Genomic DNA, 19,641 nt, shown 5'->3' on the forward strand with positions numbered 1-19,641 from the left:
TGCTCGGGATCGGCGTCGAAGGCCCGGAAGGCGGCGATCAGGTCGGCCAGCACCTGCGTGTTGAGCGCGTTCAGCGCCTGCGGGCGGTTCAGCCGAATGACCGTGACCGGCCCCTGGGTTTCGACGAGGATCGTTTCATAGGACATCGGCGGACCTTTCAGGCATTGGGCAGAGGCGTCCACGCCTCGGACGGCGGGAGCGGCGCGAAGATGGCGTCGATGTCGGCATCGCTGACCCCCGCCGCGGTCGGCGGGTTCCAGCGCGGCGCATTGTCCTTGTCGACGATCAGGGCGCGAACCCCCTCGATGATGTCGGGCCGTTGGATGACGCGGACGACGACCGCATATTCCATCGCCATCTCTTCGGCGAAATCGTCGATCCTGGCGGATTCGGCGAGCAGGCGGAGCACGACCTTGCACGCCTGGGGCGACTTGGTCTCAAGCGTCTTCAGCGTCGCGAGCGCCCAGTCGCCGCCGTCGGCCGCGAGCGCGGCGACGATGTCCTCATAGCGGTCCGACGCAAATAGCCGGTCGATGTCGGCCTGCCGGTCGAGGATCGGCGCGGGCGGCACCGCCGACACAGCGCTGCGCAACGCCGCGTCGATCGCCCCCGGATTGCCCAGGATCGCGGCCTTCAGCGCCTCGATCCCGTCGCTTTCGACATAATGGGTGCCCAGCGCCAGCGCGAGGCATTCGGCGCCGTTGAGCCGGGCACCGGTCAACCCGACATATTGGCCCATCCGCCCGGGCATCCGCGACAGGTAGCGCCCGCCGCCGACGTCGGTGAACAGGCCGATGCCCGTCTCCGGCATCGCGTACATCGTCCGTTCGGTGACGACGCGGATCGAACAGGGCTGCGAGATGCCGACGCCGCCACCCATGGTGATGCCGTCCATGAAGGCGATGGTCGGCTTGGCATAGGTGAACAGCAGGTGGTTGAGGCGATATTCCTCATGGAAGAAGGCACGCCCTTCCGAACCGTCGCCTTTCGCGCTGTCGGCGATGTGGCGGATGTCGCCGCCAGCGCAGAAGCCGCGCCCCTCGGCATGATCGATCATCACCAGATCGACCCCATCGTCGCTCGCCCAGGCGGTGAGTGCGCGGATCATCGCGGTGCAGATCGGGTGGGTCAGCGCGTGGATCGCCTTGGGCCGGTTGAGGCGGATGCGGCCGGTCCGCCCCTCCACGAAGATCAGGACTTCATCATTCACAGGATCGGTCATTGGCGCAGCAGCTCCCGGCTGGTGATCATCCGCATGATCTCGTTGGTTCCTTCGAGGATCCGGTGGACGCGCAGGTCGCGCCAGAAACGCTCGATCGGATAATCCTGCAGATAACCGTAGCCGCCGTGAAGCTGAAGCGCGCGATCGACCACGGCCGATCCCGTGTCGGTCGCGAAACGCTTGGCCATCGCCGCGAAGCGGGTCTTGTCGGGAGCGTTGGCGGTCACCTTGGCGGCGGCCGCATAGAGCAGCATGCGGGCGGCCTGCAGCTCGGTCTCCATGTCGGCCAGGGTGAACTGTATCGACTGGAAGTCGGCGATCGGCTGGCCGAACTGCTTGCGCTCCTTGGTGTAGGAGACCGCCTCGTCGAGGCAACGCTGGGCCCCGCCGAGCGAGCAGGCGCCGATGTTGAGGCGGCCGCCGTCGAGCCCCATCATCGCGATGCGGAACCCCTCCCCCTCGCCGCCGACGCGGTTGGCGACGGGGACCCGCACGGCGTCGAAATTGACCTGGGCGGTCGGCTGCGAATGCCAGCCCAGCTTCTTCTCCTGCGCGCCGAAGCTGACGCCCGGCATGTCCTTGTCGATGACCAGGCAGGAAATGCCCTTGGGGCCGTCCTCGCCGGTGCGGACCATGACGACATAGACCTCATTCTCGCCGCCGCCCGAGATGAAGGCCTTGGAGCCGCTGACGACATAATGATCGCCGTCCCGCACCGCCCGGGTCTTGAGCGCCGCGGCGTCGGAGCCCGAGCCCGGCTCGGTCAGGCAATAGGAGCCCATCCGCTGGCAGGCGATCATGTCGGGCAGGTAGCGGCCCTTGAGATCGTCCGAACCGAAGCGGTCGATCATCCAGGCGGCCATGTTGTGGATCGAGATGAACGCCGAGGTCGAGGGACAGCCATAGGCCATGGCTTCCATGATCAGTGCGGCCTCGAGCCGGCCGAGGCCGATCCCGCCCGCTTCCTCCGAGACGTAGATGCCGCCGAAGCCCAGCGCCGCGGCGGCTTGTATCGTCTCGCGCGGGAAGATGTGCTTCTCGTCCCACTCCGCCGCATGCGGGGTGATCGCGTCGGCGGTGAATTTCTGCGCCATCTCCTGGATGGCGCGCTGATCCTCGGTCAGTTCGAACTGATCGGTCATGTCCGGTCCTTATCATTCCTCCCCGGCACGGGGAGGGGGACCGCCGGAGGCGGTGGAGGGGGCGACGTGCAACGGCGCTACGCGCCTCCCCTCCACCATGCAATCCATGGTCCCCCTCCCCGGGCCGGGGAGGAATATCAACCTAGCCCATGGTCGGGATGACGAAGGCGCTGTCGCCCGAGGCGCCGCCGTCGGGCCAGCGCTGGGTCACGGTCTTCACCTTGGTGAAGAACTTCACGCCTTCCATGCCGTGCTGGTTGGTGTCGCCGAAGCCCGAGCGCTTCCATCCGCCGAAGGTGTGATAGGCGACCGGCACCGGGATCGGCACGTTGATGCCGACCATGCCGACGTTGACGCGGGCCGCGAACTCGCGCGCCGCATGGCCGTTGCGGGTGAAGATCGCGACGCCATTGCCGTACTGGTGCTGGCTCGGCAGCGCCAGCGCCTCCTCGAAATTGGCGGCGCGGACGATCTGCAGCACCGGGCCGAAGATCTCCTCCTGGTAGCTTCGCATCGTCGGCTTGACGTGGTCGAACAGCGTCGGGCCGACGAAGAAGCCCTTCTCATGCCCCTGCAGCGTGAAGCCGCGGCCGTCGACGACCAGCTCGGCGCCCTCGTCGACGCCCATCTGGATGTAGCTCTCGATCTTCGCCTTGTGCGCGGCGGTGACGACCGGGCCGTAATGCGCCTCCTTGTCGGTCGACACGCCGACGCGCAGAGCCTCGATCGCCGGGATGAGCTTCTCGCGCAGTCGATCGGCGGTGTCCTGGCCGACCGGGACGACGACCGGCAGTGCCATGCAGCGCTCGCCCGCCGAACCGAAGGCCGCACCGGCCAGGTCGTTGACGACCTGGTCCATGTCGGCGTCGGGCATGACGATGCCATGGTTCTTGGCACCGCCCATCGCCTGGACGCGCTTGCCGGCAGCGACGCCGCGCTGATAGACATAATGGGCGATGTCGGACGAGCCGACGAAGCTGACCGCCTTGATCTCGGGATGGTCGAGGATCGCGTCGACCATCACCTTGTCACCCTGGACGACCTGCAGGATGCCGTCGGGAAGGCCCGCCTCCTTCATCAGCTCGGCAAGACGGACGGGCACCGATGGATCGCGCTCGGATGGCTTGAGGATGAAGGCGTTGCCGACCGCGATGGCGACGCCGAACATCCACATCGGGATCATCGCCGGGAAGTTGAACGGGGTGATTCCTGCGACGATGCCGAGCGGCTGGCGCATCGAATAGACGTCGATGCCGGGGCCGGCGCCGATCGTGAACTCGCCCTTCAGGACGTGCGGGATGCCGCAGGCGAACTCGATCACCTCCAGCCCGCGCTGGATGTCGCCGCGAGCGTCGGCGATCACCTTGCCATGTTCGGAGGAGAGGAGGTGCGCCAGCTCCTCCATGTTCTTCTCGACCAGTTCCTTGAAGCGGAACATCACCCGCGCGCGGCGTTGCGGGTTGGTCGTGGCCCAGCCCGGCTGAGCCGCATTGGCGAGCGCAACCGCCTTGTCGAGGTCAGACTGGGCGCCGAGCGCGACGCGTGCCTGGACGATGCCGTTATTGGGGTCGAACACGTCGCTGAAACGGGTGGCGGGGCTGGTGGAGCCGTCCGCGAAGAAATGGGAAATTTCCCGCACCTGGGTGGCCATGATTTGCTCTCCTGCGTGTGGCGCCGTCCATCGACCCGCGCCGCCCGGCTGGCAAGGCCTTGCCATGCAGCCCAGGGCTGCAATAATGCAGGTGATGCACTGGGACGACCTACAATTTTTCCTGTCGCTGGCGCGCACCGGCCTTTTGACCACCGCTGCGCGGCAGCTCGACGTCGACGCCACGACGGTCGGCCGACGCATCCGCCGGCTCGAACGCAGCCTGGGCGGACAGACCCTGTTCGTACAGGGTCGCGACGGTCATGTGCTGACCGAAGCGGGCCGCCGCCTGCTCGCCCGGGTCGAGACGATCGAGCGCGAGGCCGACGCGATCGCCGGTGGCGGCGATCAGGCCGACGGCGAGGACGTACGCGGCCATTTGCGGGTCAGCGCCTCGGAGGGGTTCGGCACCTGGATGGTGGCGCATCACCTGGGCGAGTTCGCCGCCGCCCATCCGCATCTCTCGATCGACCTTGCCGCCAACAGCGGCTTCCTCGATCCGTCGCGGCGCGAGGCCGACGTCGCGATCCTGCTCGCCCGGCCCCAGCGCGGGCCGCTGATCACCAAGAAGCTGTCCGACTATCGGCTGTGCCTCTATGCGGCCCGCACCTATCTCGACCGGCACCCGCCGATCGCGGCGCGAGGCGACCTGCCCGCGCACCGGATGATCGGCTATGTCCCCGACCTGCTCTATTCGCCCGAGCTCAACTATCTCGACGAGCTCGACCCCTCGGTCGAGGCGCGGTTGCGCTCCTCGTCGATCAACGCCCAATATCGGATGGTCGCGGCCGGCGCGGGCATCGGGGTGCTGCCCTGCTTTATCGGCGACCGGGACGATGCGCTGGTCCGGCTGCTCCCCGAGGTCGCGATCACGCGGTCGTTCTGGCTTGTGACCCATCAGGACAGCCGCCACCTGCCCCGCACCGCGCTTTTTGTCGAATGGCTATCGGCCCTGATGCTGCGGCAGCGGAGCCGCCTGCTCGGCGAACCGGGCTGAACGACGACGGACACCGGCCTTTCACCAGCTCTCGGAGGTCGAGCTTAAGCCCCGATAAAAGCGCGATTTTCGTTTCGGATGCCAATTTTTTTCGCCATCTCTTCTGTTACAAAGTGAACAAGCACGGAGGTGCAACGTTTCATACCAACCAGTGGAGTTGAGTATGATCGAACGCGAAACCGTCCTGCAGAACCGCTTGCTCGGCGCTCTCAAGCCCGACGACCTGGACCTGCTGATACCATCTTTCACCCTTCACGAATTCGCACCGGGCAAGATCCTGCAGGAGGCCGGCGCCGACGTGCGCTATTCCTGGTTCCCGCTCGGCGATGCCGCCGCATCCTTCGTGGTCGCCGCCGATGCCAACCATCTCGTCGACGCGGCACTGATCGGTCGCGAGGGCGCGGTCTGCGGGCTGGTGTCGTCGGGGCGGCTGCCCGCCTATGCCCGCGCCCACGTCCAGTTCGGCGGCCGTTTCCTGCGCCTGCCGCTCTCGGCGCTCGCCCAGGCGAGGCAACAGTCGCCAAGCATCGCCCATTGGATGTCGCGCTATGCCGACTGCCTCGTCGCACAGCTTTTCCAGTCGGCAGCCTGCAACGCGTCGCACACCATCGCCCAGCGCCTGTCGCGCTGGCTGCTCGCCACGCGCGACCGCATCTGCCGCGACGAGATCGCCATCACTCAGGAGCAGCTCGGCGAGATGCTCGGCGTCGGACGCAGCTTCATCAACCGCTCGCTGCGCCAGCTGGGCCTCAAGGGCATCCTCAGCTCACGGCGGCGGCGGATCGTGATCATGGACGTCGAGCAGCTCCACGCCATCGCCTGCGACTGCAACGAACGAATCCGCGAGCATTTCGACCAGGTTCTGGCGGGCGTCTACCCGCATGAAGCCGACATGGTCGCCGCCTGACACCGACGCGCCCGCCCGGCCGGGCCAGAAGGAGAAGGACATGAAGACCATCATCCTGCGAGGAGCCACGGCGGCCCTTGCCCTTATCGGGGCGGCCGCATCGGCGCAGACCGTCGGATCGGTCGGCGTGGCGGCCGGCACCGCCGCCGGCCCGGGCGCGGGCGTCTCGCTCGATGCCGACGCGAACGTCCGGGCTTCCACCGCCGACCCGGCGGCGCTCGAACCGGGCAGCAGCCTGAAAAGCGCAACCCGCAAATCGCGCCGCATCGCCCCTGGCGCCGGCACCGCCGGGAGCGCTACCGCCAATGGCGAAGCGAGTGCCGGCGAACGGACGCCGGACGGCAGGTAGAAGCGTCACCGGCAGAAGGACCATCCGCCCCGCGGCGCCTGGTCCAGATGCAGATGATCCCGGTGCAAGCCGTTGTAATCAGGCGAGAGAACCGTCGAGAACATGGAGCATGCCCCGTTACGGACCTCACGCAGGAAAGCCGCCTCCCGGCCCTCTCGCGCCCAGTCGCCGGCTATGCTGATCCGTTGCCCGCCGGCCAGGCGAAACCCAGCGATATCGATCGCATTGGCACGGGCATGCTCGCTCCATCGCCCTTCCCGCCCGCCCCGGATCGGTCGGCAGGCATAGCTGCCGAAACTGTCGACGCGGACCACCGGGCGGCCGAAGTGACGACGGGCGGCGGGCTGGAGCACCTGTTTCTCCCACAGGAACAGGCCGACCGCGACCGGACAGGAAATCTCCGCGCGCGGCGCATAGGAGAAACCGTCGGACGGAACGAGCGCGACGCCGTCCGCATATCCGCAGGTGGCCTTTCCCCGCACCGGCGGCAGGACCCGATAGGCTTCCGCCGCGTCGTCGAGCAGGCGGCGGCAAGCTGGGAAATCCTCGCGCACGCGGGCGATCTTGAAGTTGGTGAACCGCCCCACGGGATCGGCCAGCGAGAGCGGCGTCCAAGGCAAGTCCTGGGGATGGCCCTTACCCCAGTGGTAGAGCGCCAGCACCAGCGCCGTCGCCAGGACGAGGAGGAAGGCGCGAAAGGCCAAGCGGGCATGAGCCATGCGCGCCTATACGCGCGGGCAGCCTCGTGGTTGCTCCGAATCCGCCGATCTGGTCAGCGGTGGCGATCCCCGCCAGCGACGGCGGACCAGCCCGCGATCACGACGAGGAAGGCAAGGTCCGCGGCAAGAATACCGATCGCCAGCGATTCGGTCGCCCGCGCGGCCAGATAGCCAGGGACCACGAAGAACAGGATGGCCAGCAGCACTGCCGCGAAACGCAGCACGGATCGTTGCGGGCGGGCCGGGCGGCGGAGGACGCCGCGCACCGCCGGAGCAAGCGCGACAGCCTTCGCGGAGGCGCTGGAAGGCGGCAGATCGGGTTGCAGAAACGCCATCGACTATGTCCATCGTACCGATCGCGACCGCCGCGATCCCTGTTGCCCACTCATATAGGGAGCCCACGTACCGATCGGTACACCCCATATGGCAACACAGCGTTTACGATTTTTGACGTTTCGACGGAGTGACGGCGCTCACAGGGATGAAGAAATCCGCACCGCCGCTCCGTGAAAAGCGAAGGACCCGAAAGCGGTGAGGCTTCCGGGTCCCTTTTCGATCCGACGAGCGGTGCGACGCCTATTCGGCGGCGGCGACCTCCGCCTCGCTGTCGTTGAGCGGATAGTCGAGCCGGTCGACCATCTCCTTCGGACAGACCTGCCAGATGCGGTCGCGCCAGCGGTCCCAGTCGTCAAGGACGCTATGCGCCCATTTGCTGTCGGTCCGCTCGGCATGCTCGGCGATCAGCGCCTTGCAGCGCATTTCCCAGCGGACCGAGCCGAGCCGCTGCCAGATGATGCTGTCCGGATTGGCGTTACGCTCGAAATCGCCATGCTCGTCGAGGACGAAGGCCATGCCGCCGGTCATGCCCGCACCGAAATTGGCGCCGACCCGGCCGAGGATCACGGCAATGCCGCCGGTCATATATTCGCAGCCATTGGCACCGCAGCCCTCGACCACCACGGTCGCGCCCGAGTTGCGGACCGCGAAGCGCTCGCCCGCCTGCCCTGCCGCGAACAGCTTGCCCGCCGTGGCGCCGTAGAGGACGGTGTTGCCGATGATCGTGTTCGACCGCGTCTCCAGCGGCGAGGACACCATCGGGCGGACCGCGATGATCGCGCCCGACAGCCCCTTGCCGACATAGTCGTTGGCGTCGCCGAACACCTCCAGCGTGATACCCTTGACCGCAAAGGCGCCAAGCGACTGGCCCGCCGAGCCGCGCAAGCGGATATGGACATGGCCATCGGCAAGCGAAGACATGCCGAAGCGCCTGGTGATCTCCGCCGAGAAACGCGTGCCGACCGCACGGTGCGTGTTGCGCACCGTATAGGTGAGCTGCATCTTCTCGCGCCGCTCGAACACCGCCTTGGCATCCTCGATCATCTGCGCGTCGAGGCTGTCGGGCACTTCGTTGCGGAAGGTCGGGATGTTGAAGCGGCGCTTCTCCGCAGGCGCGTCGACCTTGGCCAGCACCGGATTGAGGTCGAGATCGTCGAGATGCTCGGCGCCGCGGCTGACCTGGCGGAGCAGCTCGGTGCGGCCGATGATCTCGTCGAGCGAGCGGACGCCGAGCTTGGCGAGGATCTCGCGCACCTCCTCGGCGATGAAGGTCATCAGGTTGATCACCTTCTCTGGCGTGCCGACGAACTTCTTCCGGAGCGCCTCGTCCTGGGTGCAGACGCCGACCGGGCAGGTGTTCGAATGGCACTGGCGCACCATGATGCAGCCCATCGCCACGAGCGACAGCGTGCCGATGCCGAATTCCTCCGCGCCCAGGATCGCGGCGATGACGATGTCACGCCCCGTCTTGAGGCCGCCGTCGGTGCGCAGCTTGACCCGGTGGCGCAGGCCGTTGAGCGTCAGCACCTGGTTGGTCTCGCTCAGCCCCATCTCCCACGGCGTGCCGGCATATTTCACCGACGTCTGCGGCGATGCGCCGGTGCCGCCGACATGGCCGGCGACCAGGATGACATCGGCATGCGCCTTGGCCACGCCCGCCGCGACCGTGCCGATGCCGGCCGAGCTGACCAGCTTCACGCACACCCGCGCGCTCGGGTTGATCTGCTTCAGGTCGTAGATGAGCTGCGCCAGATCCTCGATCGAATAGATATCGTGGTGCGGCGGCGGCGAGATCAGCGTCACGCCCGGCGTCGAATGGCGCAGCCGCGCGATCATCTCGGTCACCTTGAAGCCGGGAAGCTGGCCGCCTTCGCCGGGCTTGGCGCCCTGCGCGACCTTGATCTCCAGCTCCTCGGCGGCGCCGAGATATTCGGCGGTGACGCCGAAGCGGCCCGAAGCGACCTGCTTGATCACCGAATTGGCGTTGTCGCCATTGGCATAGGGGGTGTAGCGGCTCTTGTCCTCGCCGCCCTCGCCCGACACCGCCTTGGCGCCGATCCGGTTCATCGCGATCGCCAGCGTCTCGTGCGCCTCGGGGCTGAGCGCGCCGAGCGACATGCCCGGCGTCACGAAGCGCTTGCGGATCTCGGTGATCGGCTCGACCGAGTCGATCGGAATCCCTTCGCGCGCCCAATTGAACTCGAGCAGGTCGCGCAGATAGACCGGCGGCAGATCGCGCACCCCGCGCGAGAATTGCAGGTAGGTCGAATAGCTGTCGGTCGCGACCGAGGTCTGCAGCAGGTGCATGAGCTGCGCGGAATAGGCATGCGCCTCCCCGCCCGCCCGCTGCTTATAGAAACCGCCGACCGGCAGCGACACGACGACGTCGTCGAACGCCGCCTCGTGCCGCTCGATCAGGTTGAACTGGAGCGAGTTGAAGCCCTCGCCCGAGATCTTCGCCGGCATGCCGGGGAAGAAGTCGTTGACCAGCGCGCGACTGAGGCCGACCGCCTCGAAATTATAGCCGCCGCGATAGCTGGAGATCACCGCGATCCCCATCTTCGACATGATCTTGAGCAGGCCGTCGTCGATCGCCTTGCGGTGCCGCTTCAGGCATTCGTCGAGGCTGCGCTCGCCGAACAGGCCGCGCGCATGACGGTCGGCGATCGCGGCCTCCGCCAGATAGGCGTTCACCGTCGTCGCGCCGACGCCGACCAGCACCGCATAATAATGGGTGTCGAGGCATTCGGACGAACGGACGTTGACCGACGCATAGGAGCGCAGCCCCTTGCGGACGAGGTGGGTGTGGACCGCCGCCGCCGCCAGGATCATCGCAATGCCGACCCGGTCGGGCCCGACATGCTCGTCGGTCAGGAACAGCTCGGCCTTGCCCTCACGCACCGCGGTCTCCGCCTCGGCGCGGACGCGGGCGATCGCCTGGCGCAGCGCGTCGGGCCCGCCATGGACGTCGAAGGTGCAGTCGATCTCGGCCGCCTGGGCGCCGAAATGGTCCTTCAGCATATGCCAGTCGCGGCAATGGAGCACAGGGCTCTCGAGCACCAGCACGTCGGCCTGCTGCCCTTCATTGTCGAGGATGTTGGCGAGGTTGCCGAAGCGCGTCTTGAGGCTCATCACCTGCGTCTCGCGCAGGCTGTCGATCGGCGGGTTGGTGACCTGGCTGAAATTCTGGCGGAAGAAGTGGCTGATCAGCCGGCCATTGTCGGAGATGACCGCGAGCGGCGTGTCGTCGCCCATCGAGCCGACCGCCTCCTTGGCGTCCTCGACCTGCGGGCTGAGGATCAGTTCCATGTCCTCGAGCGTCTGGCCCGCCGCGACCTGACGGCGCAACAGCTCGGCGCGCGGCCAGCGCGGGATCATGTCCTCCGCCGGACGGGGCAGATCGGCCGGCGTCCGGAAGTTCTTGACCCACTCGCCATAAGGCTTCTCGGCCGCGATCTTGTCCTTGATCTCGGCGTCGCCGTAGATCCGGCCCTCGTCGAGGTCGATCGCGATCATCTGCCCCGGCCCCATCCGGCCCTTGGCGATGATCGTGCTTTCGGGGACGACGACCATTCCGGTCTCCGACCCGACGATCAGCAGATTGTCGGCGGTCCGCGTGGTGCGCAGCGGCCGCAGCGCGTTGCGGTCGACGCCGGCCACCGCCCAGCGGCCGTCGGTCATCGCCAGCGCGGCGGGGCCGTCCCACGGCTCCATCACCGATCCGATATAGCTGTACATCGCGCGGCGCGCCTCGGGCACGTCGGCGCTGTGCTGCCACGCTTCGGGCACCAGCATCAGCTTCGCGGTCGGCGCGTCACGACCGGAGCGGCAGATCGTCTCGAACACCGCATCGAGCGCGGCCGTGTCCGAAGCCCCCGCCGGGATCAGCGGCTTGATCTCATCCGAATGCTCGCCGAAGGCGAGGCTGGCCATCTTGATCTCGTGGCTCTTCATCCAGTTCTTGTTGCCGCGGATCGTGTTGATCTCGCCATTGTGCGCGAGGGCGCGGAACGGCTGCGCCAGCCACCATTGCGGAAAGGTGTTGGTCGAATAGCGCTGGTGGAAGATCGCCACCCGGCTGACAAAGCGCTCGTCCTTCAGGTCGGGATAGAAGACCGACAGCTCCTCGGCAAGGAACAGCCCCTTGTAGACGATCGAGCGCGCCGACAGCGAGCAGATGTAGAAGCCCTGGATCTGCGCCTCGATCACCTTGCGCTCGATGCGGCGGCGGATCAGGTAGAGGTTCTTCTCGAACTCCTCGAGGCTCATCTCGTCGGGCATTGGCCCGGCGATCATGATCTGCTCGATCTCGGGGCGGGTCTGCAGCGCCTTCTCGCCGATCACCGACACGTCGACCGGCACCTGGCGCCAGCCATAGATGGTGTATCCGAAATCGATGATCTCGCTCTCGACGATGGTGCGGCAGGTCTCCTGCGCGCCGAGGTCGGTGCGCGGCAGGAACACCATGCCGACCGCCAGGCGGTTCGGGCGCGGCTTGTGGCCGGCATGCTCGATCGCGTCGTCGAAGAAGCGGATCGGCAGGTCAACATGGATGCCGGCGCCGTCGCCGGTCTTGCCGTCGGCATCGACCGCGCCGCGGTGCCACACCGCCTTCAGCGCGTCGATCGCGGCAGCGACGACCCGGCGCGACGGCTTGCCGTCAGTCGCCGCGACCAGGCCGACGCCGCAGGCATCGCCTTCATATTCGGGGCGGTACATGCCCTCGCGGGCAAGGCGCTCATGTTCGGGGGTAAGATGCTCGTAGGACATCGTGCAATCCTAGCTGGCCGTGGGCGAACGCAGCTTCGCCTTGTCTTCGGGGTGCCGCGCGATCCAGTCGGCGACGATCTGCTTGATCTTGGCAATGAACTGCTGCTGGCCAGGCTTCATCGCCTCGAAGGTCAGCGGCAGCATCTCGGCGATCATCGCCGGGGTTTCCGCGCGGAACTTGACCATCACCGGCTCCTTCATGAAGGCGGTGACGCGGCGCAGCTCGTCGACGGTGAAGTGGCGGGCATAGATCGTCGCGAGCTGATCGATGAAGGCCGGGGTAAAATAGCTGTCCATCGAACCGACATAGGCCTGCATCGCTGCGGTCAGCTCGGTACGAAGTCCCTCGGGCATCGTATCGTCCTTGAACATCTGCCGCATCTGCTGGCCCATGCTCTCCGCCATGCGGGGGCCGAGCGCGCGCATCTGCCCCTGCACGTCGGTGACCTGCATCAGCTCGCGTGCGGCGGCCAGCGTCGCGGCGTCGGGTGCGGTCTCGGCCATTGCCGGCGACGCCAGCGCGATCGCGGCCGCCGTCAGGACAACGCGCATCATGCCGCCACCTTTCCGGCCGCCAGCTCGCCCCGTTCCGCCTTCGCCTTCAGATAGGCGTGCATCCGCACGGCGACGTCGCGGCCGTCGCGGATCGCCCACACCACCAGGCTGGCGCCGCGAACGATGTCGCCGGCAGCGAACACGCCCTCGATCGAGGTCTGCATCGTCTTATGGTCGACACGGAGCGTGCCCCAGCGGGTCACCGACAGCTCGGGTGCCCCGAACATGCCGGGCAGGTCCTCGGGATCGAAGCCGAGCGCCTTGATCACCAGATCGGCCTCGATCCGGAACTCGCTGCCCGGATCGGGTTCGGGAGTGCGCCGGCCCGACATGTCGGGCTCGCCGAGCCGCATCCGGATCGCACGGACCCCGCTGACCGTCTCGCCGCCGTCGAACGCCTCGGGCGCCGACAGCCAGACGAACTCGACGCCTTCCTCCTCGGCATTCTTCGTCTCGCGCTGCGAGCCCGGCATGTTCGCCCGGTCGCGGCGATAGAGGCACTTCACCGAGGCCGCGCCCTGGCGGACCGCGGTGCGGACGCAGTCCATCGCCGTGTCGCCGCCGCCGATCACGACGACATGCTTGCCCTTCGCATCGAGCAGCCCCTCGTCGAACGCCGGCACTGCATCGCCGAACCCCTTGCGGTTCGACGCGGTGAGATAGTCGAGCGCCTCGACGATGCCGGGGGTCCCGACGCCGGGCGCCTTGATCGCGCGCGGCTTGTAGACCCCCGTCGCGATCAGGATCGCGTCGTGGCGGTCGCGCAGATCGTCGAGCGAGGCATCGCGGCCGACCTCGAAATCCTGGTGGAAGACGATGCCGGCATCGATCAGCCGCTGCACCCGGCGCTGGACGACGGGCTTCTCGAGCTTGAAGCCGGGGATGCCATAGGTCAGCAGGCCGCCGGCGCGATCGTGCCGGTCGTAGACATGGACGTCGTAGCCGCGCGCGCGCATCAGTTCGGCGACGGTGAGGCCGGCGGGCCCCGCGCCGATCACGCCGACCGACTGGCCCCTGGCGGGGCCGACCTGTACCGGTTCGACCCAACCGCGCTCCCAGGCAGTGTCGGTGATGTATTTTTCGACCGAACCGATCGTCACCGCGCCATGGCCTGAGAATTCGATCACGCAATTGCCCTCGCACAGCCGATCCTGCGGGCAGATGCGGCCGCAGATCTCGGGCATGGTCGAGGTCGCGTTCGAGAGCTCATAGGCTTCGCGCAGCCGCCCCTCGGTGGTCAGGCGCAGCCAGTCGGGGATATGGTTGTGCAGCGGGCAATGCGTCGAGCAATAGGGGACGCCGCATTGCGAGCAGCGCGACGCCTGCTCGCCCGCTTTGTCATCCGAATAGCGCGCCGCGATCTCTCCGAAATCAGCGATGCGCGCATCGGCCCCGCGCTTGGACGGGAACGCTTGTCCCACGCCCACGAATTTCAGCATCGGCTCGTTCGCCATGGCAAATGCCCTCCACGTTCGGAGGCGCATTCTCACAATCGCGGTCCGGAGTCACGCGCATTCCGCACAATAGGTTAGTTCTGCTTACCTATTATCTGTGGAAACCATCGCGGAATATGAACAGATAAGCAGAAATCCTTCCACATAGGTCCGATACGGTACTATTTGGCCAGGAGCCAGATCAGCGCGGCCGAGCCGGCGATGATTCGATACCAGGCGAACGGCGCGAAGCCATGCTTGGTCACGACGCCGAGGAACCAACGGATCACCAGCATCGCCACGATGAAGGAAACGACGAAGCCGATCGCGATCGCGGTGGTCTGGGCATCGCCCAGCTCGTGCCGCGCCTTCCACAGCGCCAGCGTCGTGGCCCCCAGCATCGTCGGGATGGCGAGGAAGAAGCTGTATTCGGCCGCCGTGCGCCGCTCGACCCCCAGGGTCAGCGCGCCCATGATGGTGGCGCCCGAACGGCTGACACCCGGGATCATCGACAGGCACTGGATCAGTCCGACGCCGAAGGAGGTCCTGAGCGACATGCCCTCGACGCTGTCGCAGGTCGGGTTGCGGACGAGCCGCTCGATCACCAGGATTGCGATGCCGCCGAGGATCAGCGCGACCGCGACGATGATCGGGGTGTTGAGCATCGCCTTGATCGCGCCATAGGCGACCGCGCCGATCACCGCCGACGGCAGGAAGCCGACCAGCACGTTGCGGGTGAAGCGGATCGCCGCCGGATCGCGTCGGCCGAGCCCGGCCAGCACCGCGCCGAAGCGCTCGCGATAGAGCACGACGACCGCGAGGATCGCACCGAGCTGGATGACGATGTCGAAGGTCTCGGTGCCTTGCGGCACCTTCATGACCTCCCCGGCGAGGATCAGGTGCCCGGTCGAAGAAACGGGCAGGAATTCGGTCAACCCCTCGACGATGCCGAGGAGGACGATCGACAGCAGCGACATCTCCATGGAGCGGGTGTCAGGCCGCGGGCTTGGTCTGAGAGGCGAAGCGGCCGTGCGGCCGGTAGCGAACGAGCCAGGCGGGCGCGACCGCCTCCATCGGCGCCGGCTTGATGCCGAAGGCCTCGAACCCCTTGGCGCCCGGCGCCACGACATTGTCGACCTGCAGCATCCGCCACTGGTCGCGCGTGATCGGCGCGCCAGGCAGGATGCCCGCGACGGAGGCGAGGATGCCGCCGATCGAATCGGGCACCGGCACGAACGTGGGCCTGTGGCCGGTCGCGCGGGCGAGCCAGGCGTTGAGCTCGGCCATCGTCACGACCTCTGGCCCGCCGAGCTCATAGGTCTTGCCGGCATGGGCGCCGGGATCGAGCGCCGCGGCGGCGATCGCCCGGGCCACGTCGGCGACCCAGACCGGCTGAAACTTCACCGCGCCGCGCAGCACCGGCACGAACGGCGCCGACTGCATCGCCGCGAAGCGATTGAGGAAGCCGTCCTCTGCTCCGAAGACGATCGAGGGACGGATGATGGTGGCGTCGGGGAAGGCGGTGCGCACGGCGGCCTCGCCCTGCCCCTTGCTGCGACCATAAGCCGAGGGCGATTCGGGATCGGCGCCGATCGCCGAGACATGGACGAGCGATTCGGCGCCCGCCGCCTTCGCCGCGGCGGCGACATGGGCAGCCCCCTTGCGATGGACCGAATCGAAGTCGCCCTTGAGGATGCCGACCAGGTTGATCACCGAATCGGCCCCCGCGACCGCGGCGGCGACGGTGGCCGGCTTGGTGACGGACGCGGGAACGAACTGCGTCTGCCCCAGGCTACCCAGGGGTTTCAGGAACCAGGCGTCCGACGGATCGCGCTCCGCGACACGGACGCGGGCGCCCGCCTTGAGCAGCTCCTGCGCGACATAGCGGCCCAAAAACCCACCCCCGCCGAACAGCGTGACAAGACGGCTCATCCTCAGAATCCCTTGATGTTCAGATGAACTCGCATTGCCCTGCACGGAAGCTGTTGACAAGGCACAAGGAGCGCCGCTATCCGCCCGGCCTCACCCCGGATGCCCAGGTGGTGGAATTGGTAGACGCGCTGGCTTCAGGTGCCAGTGGCCGCAAGGCCGTGGAGGTTCGAGTCCTCTCCTGGGCACCACTCATTCCGGAAATCCCCGAGACGATCACCCGCTTCGGCGGCGCATGGGATGAATAGGCTCCGTCGGCCGCGGCTCGACGTGGGGACACGCCAGGTGGCCGGGATGTCATGTGCACGACAGCGATCCCCGCTGCACGCCCACTTCCCGTCGCAAAGTCGCTACGACCGCTCCATCGGTTTGGCTTCGCGCCGGTCAGAGGCTGCCGGACGGCAAAGATTTCCGGGCCTTTTCAAGCGCAACGGCATAGGCCACTATCTGCCAAAATCAGGGGATATCGATGCGCAGCCTGTTGGCGACACTGCCTTTGCTTCTCTCGAGCGGCCTCGCCTTGGCGCAGAGCGCTCAGGGCGATGTGGCGGTCACGATCTACAACAATAATATCGCTCTCGTGCAGGACGGGCGCACATTGACCGTTCCGGCGGGACGCAGCCGGCAGGAATTTTCCGATGTCTCGGCCCAGATCCGGCCCGAGACCGCGAGCCTCGCCGGCAGCGGCCTCGCCATCGTCGAGCAGAATTTCGATTATGACCTGCTCTCGCCCGACAAGCTGATGGAGAAAGCGGTCGGCCAGACGATCACCATCGTCCGCACCAACCCCGCGACGGGCGCCGAGACGCGCGAACAGGCGAAGGTGCTGGCGGCCAATGGCGGTATCGTCCTCCAGATCGGCAACCATATCGAGGTGCTGCGCGATGACGGCCTGCCGGTGCGCGTGGTCTTCGACAAGGTGCCCGAGAATCTGCGCGCCCGCCCCACCCTCTCGGTGACGATCGACGCCGCGAAGGCCGGAGCGATCCCGACCCGTCTGTCCTATCTGACGCCCGGTCTCGGCTGGACCAGCGACTATGTGATGCTGTTCGACGAGAAGACCGCCGCCGCCGACATGCAGGGCTGGGTCACGCTGACCAACAATACCGGCACCAGCTATGCCAATGCCCGGACGCTGCTGGTCGCGGGCAATGTCGGCGGCGGGCAGAACCGCTTTCGCGCGCTCCAGGGACGGCTCGACCAGGCGGGCACCGAAAGCGGTCCGCGCGAGCGGCTGGGCGATTATTATCTCTATCCGTTGTCCGAACGCACGACGATCGCCAACGCCCAACAGAAGCAGGTGAGCTTCCTCGACGTGAAGGGCGCGCCGGCGCGCAAGACCTATGAGTTCGTCAATGGCTGGCTCGCCAACAATGACGATCCGCGCAGCGCCGCCAGCGTCATCAAATTCTCCACCGGCAAGCAGGGCGGGCTGGGCGACCAACTCCCGGCCGGCACCATCCGCGTCTATATGCGCGACGCGCGCGGCGACCCGCAGTTCATCGGCGAAAGCCGGATCGACCATACCCCGATGGGCTCGTCGCTCGCCATCTCCACCGGCGATGCCTTCGATGTGAAGGTCAGGACGGTCGTGGTGGAACGCAAGCGGCTCTCCGATCGCCGCTGGCAGACGGCGATGCGCTACACCGTCACCAACGCCCGGCCCGAACCGGTGGCGGTCGATGTGGCGCAAGACGGCCTGTGGGGCGATGTCCGCCTTGTCGCGCAGAGCATCGAGGGCCATCGCGTCTCGGCCGACCGGATGGAATGGAAGGTACCGGTGCCTGCCAACGGCACGGCCGAACTGACCGCGACGTTCGACACGCGGTATTGAGAAGGGTGCGTGTGATCGCACCTTTGCTGCTCCTGTTCGGCTGGTCGGTCGCCGCTTCCGCGGAGACCGTCGTCTCGCGCGACGTTTCAGACGTGTCGGTGACGATCTATCGCGCTCCCCATCGCGGCAGCGGCGCGCTCGATCGCAACTGGCCACAGGGTTATGCGCTGATCAGCGAGACGCGGACGATCACCATCCCTGCCGGCGACAACCTCGTCCGCTTCGAGGGCGTGGCCGAAGGGCTGCTGCCCGAAACCGCGATCGTCACCGGCCTGCCCAAAGGCGTACGTGAGAAGAATCGCGATGCGCGGCTGATCTCGCCGGCCGGCCTGGTCGACGCCTTCCTCAAGCGCCGCGTCACGCTCCGGCGTACCGATCGACGGACCGGGAAGGTGATCGAGCAGGACGCGATCATCCAGGCCGGCCCCAATGGCGGCGTCATCGTCCAGACGGCGGCGGGCTATGAGGCGCTGGGCTGTTCCGGCCTGCCCGAGCGGATGCTCTACCCCGGCATTCCTGCCGACCTGTCGTCGAGCCCGACATTGTCGGTGCTCGCCAGCAGCGACCGGGCGGTGACCGCAACCGTCCAGCTTACCTACATGGCGCAGGGCTTCGACTGGTCGGCGAGCTATGTCGCGAGGATGGACAAGGATACGGGCAAGCTCGGCCTGTTCGCCTGGCTGACCGTCGCCAACGGCGGGACGCAGAGCTTCCACGACGCGCGCCTGCAAGTTGTGGCGGGACAACCGCGCAAGGAACGCAACGCGCCTCCGCTCCGACAGCCCGATCCCGCGCTCCATCTCACATGCTGGCCCATGGACGGCACCAGCACCCATCCCCGGCACCTATTCACGCGCCTGCCCTGGCCGGAAAATGATGGGGATGCGATGCTGTACGAGGGCGGCGAGAACATCGTCGTGACGGCGCAGCGGCGTGGACGCGTGGCCCTCGAAATGGCGATGCCCGCTCCTCCCCCGCCGCCCGCGCCCGTCGCGATGGCTGCGCAGCAGGAGGAGCTGGGCGACCTCAAGCTGTACCGCGTGCCCGAGCGGGTGACGATATCCGCGCAAGGGCAGAAGCAGGTGGCGATGATCGACCGGCCCGGTGCCGAATTCGACCGCGTCTATTCGGCCAATGCCGCCGCCGGATCGCCGGACTATCGGTCGATGCCATTCCTTCTGCGGGGCAAGAACAGCAAGGACAGGGGCCTCGGCGTGCCGCTGCCGGCAGGCACGGTTGCGATCTTCGAGGAAGTCGAGGGCAATGCGTTGCTGGTCGGCAACGCCGATCTCGGCGATCTTGCCGTGGACGAGCGGGTCGAGCTGCCGATCGGTCAAAGCCCCGACGTCCAGTGGCGGCTGGCCCAGGTTCGCGAAACGCGCCGGCGGCAGGACTGGCGGATCGATATCACCAATGCCCGGCCGGTGCCGGTGCAGGCGGAGATCATCGTGCCGCTTGATCTCGCGGAACGACCGCCGGGCATCGAGCGCGGGCGCGGCGGATGGGTGCTGCCCGTCACGGTGCCCGAAAACGGTACGGCTTCGCTTTCCTACTCGGTCCGCCTCGCGCGTTGACCGGAGCAGCGGGATTTGTACCACGACGAGCGGCGGAGACGCGTCCATCAGCGGTTGCTCGCCAAGGCCGCGTTCGAGGCGGGCCGGCCAATATAAAGCCGCCGCTCCACCGCCGCCAGTTAACAATCCTTCACTTCCCCCGCGATCCTTCCAGGCGCAGTCTCCGGTCGCCGATCCATCAGGAGAAGGACGATGAAGGCTCTTTGTATCGCTGTTGCTACCGCGT

General features: G+C 67.2%; 16 protein-coding genes and 1 tRNA gene. 6 read left to right on the forward strand and 11 right to left on the reverse strand.

Going from position 1 to position 19,641, the window contains the following annotated elements; all coding sequences use genetic code 11:
- From B5X82_RS27155 to B5X82_RS24135, 4 genes are all read right to left on the reverse strand, one after another.
- The coding region (locus B5X82_RS27155) for an enoyl-CoA hydratase-related protein (RefSeq protein ID WP_235862793.1) at positions 1–146 on the reverse strand (146 nt) is incomplete at its 3' end.
- Positions 147–157: 11 nt separating this feature from the next.
- Positions 158–1,222, reverse strand: coding sequence for an enoyl-CoA hydratase/isomerase family protein (locus B5X82_RS24125; RefSeq protein WP_079650852.1), 1,065 nt, complete (start codon positions 1,220–1,222; stop codon positions 158–160).
- Positions 1,219–2,364 (reverse strand): acyl-CoA dehydrogenase family protein, encoded by a 1,146-nt coding sequence (locus tag B5X82_RS24130; protein WP_079650853.1) that lies wholly within the window; start codon positions 2,362–2,364, stop codon positions 1,219–1,221. The genes B5X82_RS24125 and B5X82_RS24130 overlap by 4 nt, the downstream gene beginning before the upstream one ends.
- A gap of 142 nt (positions 2,365–2,506) precedes the next feature.
- Positions 2,507–4,015, reverse strand: coding sequence for a CoA-acylating methylmalonate-semialdehyde dehydrogenase (locus B5X82_RS24135; RefSeq protein WP_223811307.1), 1,509 nt, complete (start codon positions 4,013–4,015; stop codon positions 2,507–2,509).
- A gap of 64 nt (positions 4,016–4,079) precedes the next feature.
- Between B5X82_RS24135 and B5X82_RS24140 the strand changes: the two genes are divergently transcribed.
- The 3 genes from B5X82_RS24140 to B5X82_RS24150 all read left to right on the forward strand — a co-directional run bounded on the left by B5X82_RS24140 (position 4,080) and on the right by B5X82_RS24150 (position 6,265).
- Positions 4,080–5,009: a LysR family transcriptional regulator gene (locus B5X82_RS24140; protein ID WP_079650855.1), complete on the forward strand. Its 930-nt coding sequence runs from the start codon at positions 4,080–4,082 to the stop codon at positions 5,007–5,009.
- 163 nt (positions 5,010–5,172) lie between these two features.
- Positions 5,173–5,916: a Crp/Fnr family transcriptional regulator gene (locus tag B5X82_RS24145; protein ID WP_079650856.1), complete on the forward strand. Its 744-nt coding sequence runs from the start codon at positions 5,173–5,175 to the stop codon at positions 5,914–5,916.
- A gap of 40 nt (positions 5,917–5,956) precedes the next feature.
- Positions 5,957–6,265 carry a hypothetical protein gene (locus B5X82_RS24150; protein WP_079650858.1) on the forward strand — a complete coding sequence of 103 codons (309 nt, stop codon included), beginning with the start codon at positions 5,957–5,959 and terminating at the stop codon, positions 6,263–6,265.
- A 5-nt stretch (positions 6,266–6,270) separates the two neighbouring features.
- On the opposite strand, the gene B5X82_RS24155 is transcribed toward B5X82_RS24150, so the two are convergent.
- From B5X82_RS24155 to B5X82_RS24185, 7 genes are all read right to left on the reverse strand, one after another.
- A complete protein-coding gene (locus tag B5X82_RS24155; RefSeq protein ID WP_079650859.1) occupies positions 6,271–6,984 on the reverse strand; it encodes an extensin-like domain-containing protein in 714 nt (237 codons plus the stop codon).
- A gap of 53 nt (positions 6,985–7,037) precedes the next feature.
- Complete coding sequence (locus tag B5X82_RS24160) at positions 7,038–7,319, reverse strand: hypothetical protein (RefSeq protein ID WP_079650861.1); 282 nt, start codon at positions 7,317–7,319, stop codon at positions 7,038–7,040.
- Positions 7,320–7,560: 241 nt separating this feature from the next.
- Positions 7,561–12,090, reverse strand: coding sequence for a glutamate synthase large subunit (gltB, locus tag B5X82_RS24165; RefSeq protein ID WP_079650862.1), 4,530 nt, complete (start codon positions 12,088–12,090; stop codon positions 7,561–7,563).
- Positions 12,091–12,099: 9 nt separating this feature from the next.
- Positions 12,100–12,645 carry a DUF2059 domain-containing protein gene (locus tag B5X82_RS24170; protein ID WP_079650864.1) on the reverse strand — a complete coding sequence of 182 codons (546 nt, stop codon included), beginning with the start codon at positions 12,643–12,645 and terminating at the stop codon, positions 12,100–12,102.
- Positions 12,642–14,099 (reverse strand): NAD(P)-dependent oxidoreductase, encoded by a 1,458-nt coding sequence (locus tag B5X82_RS24175; protein WP_079650865.1) that lies wholly within the window; start codon positions 14,097–14,099, stop codon positions 12,642–12,644. The genes B5X82_RS24170 and B5X82_RS24175 overlap by 4 nt, the downstream gene beginning before the upstream one ends.
- A 161-nt stretch (positions 14,100–14,260) precedes the next feature.
- Positions 14,261–15,061, reverse strand: a complete 801-nt coding sequence (locus tag B5X82_RS24180; RefSeq protein WP_079650867.1) for an undecaprenyl-diphosphate phosphatase — start codon at positions 15,059–15,061, stop codon at positions 14,261–14,263.
- Between the two features lie 10 nt (positions 15,062–15,071).
- Positions 15,072–16,010, reverse strand: coding sequence for a complex I NDUFA9 subunit family protein (locus B5X82_RS24185; RefSeq protein WP_079650868.1), 939 nt, complete (start codon positions 16,008–16,010; stop codon positions 15,072–15,074).
- Between the two features lie 101 nt (positions 16,011–16,111).
- On the opposite strand from B5X82_RS24185, the gene B5X82_RS24190 reads away from it, so the two are divergent.
- The 3 genes from B5X82_RS24190 (at position 16,112) to B5X82_RS24200 (ending at position 19,415) form a co-directional block, all read left to right on the forward strand.
- Positions 16,112–16,198 (forward strand) — tRNA-Leu (locus B5X82_RS24190).
- 278 nt (positions 16,199–16,476) lie between these two features.
- Entirely contained in the window at positions 16,477–17,841 is a 1,365-nt protein-coding gene (locus B5X82_RS24195) for a DUF4139 domain-containing protein (RefSeq protein WP_079650870.1), read from the forward strand.
- A complete protein-coding gene (locus B5X82_RS24200; RefSeq protein WP_079650871.1) occupies positions 17,838–19,415 on the forward strand; it encodes a DUF4139 domain-containing protein in 1,578 nt (525 codons plus the stop codon). The genes B5X82_RS24195 and B5X82_RS24200 overlap by 4 nt, the downstream gene beginning before the upstream one ends.
- Positions 19,416–19,641 lie beyond the last annotated feature (226 nt).

The organism is Rhizorhabdus histidinilytica, assembly GCF_900167915.1.
GTDB lineage: Bacteria > Pseudomonadota > Alphaproteobacteria > Sphingomonadales > Sphingomonadaceae > Rhizorhabdus > Rhizorhabdus histidinilytica.

Bases quoted from the DNA above. Each gene is read 5' to 3' on its own strand.
- B5X82_RS24130 (WP_079650853.1), bottom strand. From the start codon at position 2,364: ATGACCGATCAGTTCGAACTGACCGAGGATCAGCGCGCCATCCAGGAG.
- B5X82_RS24140 (WP_079650855.1), top strand. From the start codon at position 4,080: ATGCAGCCCAGGGCTGCAATAATGCAGGTGATGCACTGGGACGACCTA.
- B5X82_RS24145 (WP_079650856.1), top strand. From the start codon at position 5,173: ATGATCGAACGCGAAACCGTCCTGCAGAACCGCTTGCTCGGCGCTCTC.
- B5X82_RS24125 (WP_079650852.1), bottom strand. From the start codon at position 1,222: ATGACCGATCCTGTGAATGATGAAGTCCTGATCTTCGTGGAGGGGCGG.
- B5X82_RS24150 (WP_079650858.1), top strand. From the start codon at position 5,957: ATGAAGACCATCATCCTGCGAGGAGCCACGGCGGCCCTTGCCCTTATC.
- B5X82_RS24180 (WP_079650867.1), bottom strand. From the start codon at position 15,061: ATGGAGATGTCGCTGCTGTCGATCGTCCTCCTCGGCATCGTCGAGGGG.
- B5X82_RS24185 (WP_079650868.1), bottom strand. From the start codon at position 16,010: ATGAGCCGTCTTGTCACGCTGTTCGGCGGGGGTGGGTTTTTGGGCCGC.
- B5X82_RS24155 (WP_079650859.1), bottom strand. From the start codon at position 6,984: ATGGCTCATGCCCGCTTGGCCTTTCGCGCCTTCCTCCTCGTCCTGGCG.
- B5X82_RS24195 (WP_079650870.1), top strand. From the start codon at position 16,477: ATGCGCAGCCTGTTGGCGACACTGCCTTTGCTTCTCTCGAGCGGCCTC.
- B5X82_RS24135 (WP_223811307.1), bottom strand. From the start codon at position 4,015: ATGGCCACCCAGGTGCGGGAAATTTCCCATTTCTTCGCGGACGGCTCC.
- B5X82_RS24175 (WP_079650865.1), bottom strand. From the start codon at position 14,099: ATGGCGAACGAGCCGATGCTGAAATTCGTGGGCGTGGGACAAGCGTTC.
- B5X82_RS24170 (WP_079650864.1), bottom strand. From the start codon at position 12,645: ATGATGCGCGTTGTCCTGACGGCGGCCGCGATCGCGCTGGCGTCGCCG.
- gltB (WP_079650862.1), bottom strand. From the start codon at position 12,090: ATGTCCTACGAGCATCTTACCCCCGAACATGAGCGCCTTGCCCGCGAG.
- B5X82_RS24160 (WP_079650861.1), bottom strand. From the start codon at position 7,319: ATGGCGTTTCTGCAACCCGATCTGCCGCCTTCCAGCGCCTCCGCGAAG.